Annotated in this window: 3 protein-coding genes; all 3 read left to right on the top strand. The window is 74.3% G+C overall.

The window, feature by feature from the left end; translation table 11 throughout:
- Window positions 1-1,147, top strand: a 1,147-nt coding sequence (locus ESO86_RS13565; protein WP_129235492.1) for a DUF6986 family protein, incomplete at its 5' end; no start/stop codon positions are given.
- The gene (locus ESO86_RS13560) at window positions 1,144-1,974 is read left to right on the top strand and encodes a bifunctional allantoicase/(S)-ureidoglycine aminohydrolase (RefSeq protein WP_129235491.1); all 831 of its coding nucleotides are present in this window, start codon (window positions 1,144-1,146) and stop codon (window positions 1,972-1,974) included. The genes ESO86_RS13565 and ESO86_RS13560, both read left to right, overlap by 4 nt.
- 8 nt (window positions 1,975-1,982) lie before the next feature.
- Window positions 1,983-3,392 (top strand): allantoinase AllB, encoded by a 1,410-nt coding sequence (gene allB, locus ESO86_RS13555; protein WP_129235490.1) that lies wholly within the window; start codon window positions 1,983-1,985, stop codon window positions 3,390-3,392.
- The last annotated feature ends 227 nt before the right edge of the window (window positions 3,393-3,619 follow it).

Below are 3,619 nucleotides of genomic sequence, written 5' to 3'. Positions count from 1 at the left end.
GCCGGACCTGCCCGCGGTGTGGGGGAGCGCGGCGCTCGCGGCCGCGGCATCGGCCGGCGGCGTCGAGGCGCTCGCACGCGCCGTCGGCATCCCGCCGGACATCTCGGCCGTGGTGGCCCCGCGCGTCGAGCACAAGCTCGAGCGCGAGCCCGTCGAGGACCTCCGCATCGACTTCGAGGACGGCTACGGCGATCGCGGCGACGACGTCGAGGACGCCGACGTCGTGCGCGCCGCCGAGCACGTCGCCGCCGCGATCGACGCGGGTACGGCGACGCCGTTCGTCGGCATCCGGTTCAAGTCGTTCGAGGCGGCCACGCGGGCCCGCGGCATCCGCACGCTCGACCTGTTCGTGACGGCCCTCGTCGACCGCGGGGGCCTGCCCGACGGGCTCGCGCTCACCCTCCCGAAGGTCTCGACGGTCGAGCAGGTCGAGGCGATGGCGGATGTCGCGGCCGCCCTCGAACGCGCCCACGGCCTGCCCGACGGGCGACTCCGGTTCGAGGTGCAGGTGGAGACCCCGCAGCTCGTCCTCGGCCCGGAGGGCGTCGCCCCGGTCTCCCGCATCCCGCACGCGGCCCGCGGCCGTGCCGCCGGCCTGCACTTCGGCACCTACGACTACACCGCCGCGCTCGGCATCGCCGCGCCCCACCAGTCGCTCGAGCATCCGGCCGCCGACCACGCGAAGCAGGTCATGCAGTTGGCGGTCGCCGGCACGGGCGTCCGGCTGTCCGACGGCTCGTCGAACGTGCTGCCGATCGGCGACCGGGCCGACGAGGCGTGGCGGCTCCATGCGCGGGTGGTGCGGCGTTCGCTCGAGCGCGGGTTCGCGCAGGGATGGGACCTGCATCCGGCGCAGCTGCCCACGCGATTCATCGCGACCTACGCGTACTACCGCGACGGCTGGACCGAGGCGTCCGCGCGGCTCCGGCACGTGCACGACCGCACCGCGGGCGCCGTGCTCGACGAGCCGGCGACGGTGCGCGCGCTCGCGGGCTTCGTCCTCCGAGGCGTGCAGTGCGGGGCGATCACGCCGGACGAGGTCGAGGCCGCAACCGGGCTCGATGCGCCGTCGCTCGCGGCGCACGCGAGCCCGAGGAGGACGACGAGCGGTCCGGGACGCCCGGCCACGGACGAGGAGGTCCCATGAGCTACTACACCCCGCCGGGCGGGCTGCCCGCGCAGACCGAGCTGCTCACCGACCGCGCGATCGTGACCGAGGCCTACACGGTGATCCCGAAGGGCGTGCTCCGCGACATCGTGACGAGCAACCTGCCCGGGTTCACGGGCACGCGATCGTGGATCATCGCCCGGCCGATCGCCGGGTTCGCCACCACGTTCTCCCAGCTCATCGTCGAGATCGCCCCGGGCGGCGGATCCGACCGGCCCGAGGCCGAGCCCGGCGTGGAGGCGGTGCTGTTCGTCACCTCGGGGGAGCTGGCGCTCGACCTCGACGGCACCCGGCACGCGCTCGGGCCGGGAGGATACGCCTACGTTGCCGCGGGCGAGCGTTGGTCGATCGCCAACGAGGGCGACGAGGCGACCTCCTTCCACTGGATCCGCAAGGCGTACGAGCCCGTCCCGGGCATCGCGGCGCCCGCGTCGTTCGTCACGAGCGACGCCGAGGTCGAGCCGCAGCCGATGCCCGGCACCGACGGCGCCTGGGCGACCAGCCGCTTCGTCGACCCCGACGACCTCGCGCACGACATGCACGTGAACATCGTCACGTTCGCCCCCGGCGGCACGATCCCGTTCGCCGAGACCCACGTGATGGAGCACGGCCTCTTCGTGCTCGAGGGCAAGGGCGTCTACCGCCTGAACGGCGACTGGGTCGAGGTCGAGGCGGGCGACTTCATGTGGCTCCGTGCCTTCTGCCCGCAGGCCTGCGTCGCGGGCGGGCCCGGGCCGTTCCGCTACCTGCTGTACAAGGACGTCAACCGGCAGGTGCGCCTGACCGGGCCGGGTGCGGGGGAGTGACGGCGCGGATGGCGCAGGCCGACCACCCGCCGAACGGTGCCGCCGAGGCATCCGTCGTCTTCGACCTCGTGCTCGCGGGCGACCGGGTGCTCGTCGACGGGGCGTTCGCACCCGCCGAGGTCGCGGTGCGCGACGGGCGCATCGCACGCGTGGCCGGGCCGGGTGCCGCGTTCCGCGCGGCGCACCGCGTGCGGCTCACCGACGACGAGGTGCTCATCCCGGGGCTCGTCGACACGCACGTCCACGTCAACGAACCCGGCCGCACCGACTGGGAGGGGTTCGAGACGGCGACCCGTGCCGCTGCGGCCGGCGGCGTCACGACGATCGTCGACATGCCGCTCAACAGCATCCCGTCGACGACCTCGGTCGCCGCGCTCGCCGTGAAGCGGGTGAGGGCGACCGGACGCGTGTTCGTCGACGTCGGGTTCTGGGGCGGGATCGTGCCGGGCAACGAGGCCGAGCTGGTCCCGCTCGCCGAAGCGGGCGTGTTCGGCTTCAAGTGCTTCCTCGTCGACTCGGGCGTGCCCGAGTTCCCGCCGGTCCCGGCCGAGGCGATGGAGCGGGCGATGGCCGTCCTCGCGGGCGCGCACCCCGACTCGCTCGTCATCGTGCATGCGGAGGACGCCGCGGTGATCGACGCGGCGCCGCACCCGCACAGCCGCGACTACGCCGACTTCCTCGCCTCCAGGCCGGATGCCGCGGAGGCGACGGCGATCACGGCCGTGATCGATGCCGCCCGGCGCACGGGCGCGCGCGCCCACCTTCTGCACCTCAGCTCGGCCGCATCGCTCGACGCCATCGCCCGCGCCCGCGCCGACGGCGTGCGGCTCACCGTCGAGACCTGCCCGCACTACCTCGCGCTCACCGCCGAGGAGGTGCCCGCGGGCGCCGCGGCGTTCAAGTGCTGCCCGCCGATCCGCGGGGCCGCGAACCGCGACGCCCTGTGGGGTGCGCTCGAGGCGGGCGTCATCGACACGGTCGTCTCCGACCACTCGCCGGCACCCGCGGCCGTGAAGTTCGCGGGCGACGGCGACTTCGCCGTGGCCTGGGGCGGGATCGCCTCCCTCCAGCTCGGCCTGCCGGTCGTGTGGACCGAGGCGCGACGTCGCGGCATCCGCCTCGAGCGCGTCGTGGAGTGGATGTCCGGCGCGCCCGCGCGACTGGTCGGCCTCGCCGGCAAGGGCGCGATCGCGGAGGGCGCCGACGCCGACCTCGCGATCCTCGCGCCCGACGAGGCGTTCACGGTGGATGCCGCGACGCTGCAGCAGCGGCACCCCATCACGCCGTACGACGGACGCGAGCTCGTCGGCGCGGTGCGCGCGACCTACCTCGCCGGCCGGGAGGTCGACGGCTCGGTCGCCCGCGGCCGGCTGCTGCGCGCAGCACGATCGGAGGGAGGACCCGGCGATGTCGCTTGACGAGTTCAACTCGGCCGGGCGCGAGGACGCGATCGGGCTCCTGCGCGCCTGCCTCGACGTCGACCGGTGGTGCGCGGAGCTCGCGGACGGCCGGCCGTACGCCTCAGTCGAGGCACTCGTCGCGCGCGCCGAGGTCGCCGCATCGCCGAGATCGGAAGAGCACACGTCTGCTCTCCGATCAATGAATACGAACGGTCGTGTGTTGAGTATACGAACGTTCGTGCGTA

This window comes from Agromyces binzhouensis (genome assembly GCF_004135055.1).
Classification (GTDB): domain Bacteria; phylum Actinomycetota; class Actinomycetes; order Actinomycetales; family Microbacteriaceae; genus Agromyces; species Agromyces binzhouensis.
This window is presented reverse-complemented; position numbering and strand designations above follow the sequence as displayed.

Coding starts and splice junctions, on each gene's coding strand:
- ESO86_RS13560 (WP_129235491.1), top strand. CDS start 1,144: ATGAGCTACTACACCCCGCCGGGCGGGCTGCCCGCGCAGACCGAGCTG.
- allB (WP_129235490.1), top strand. CDS start 1,983: ATGGCGCAGGCCGACCACCCGCCGAACGGTGCCGCCGAGGCATCCGTC.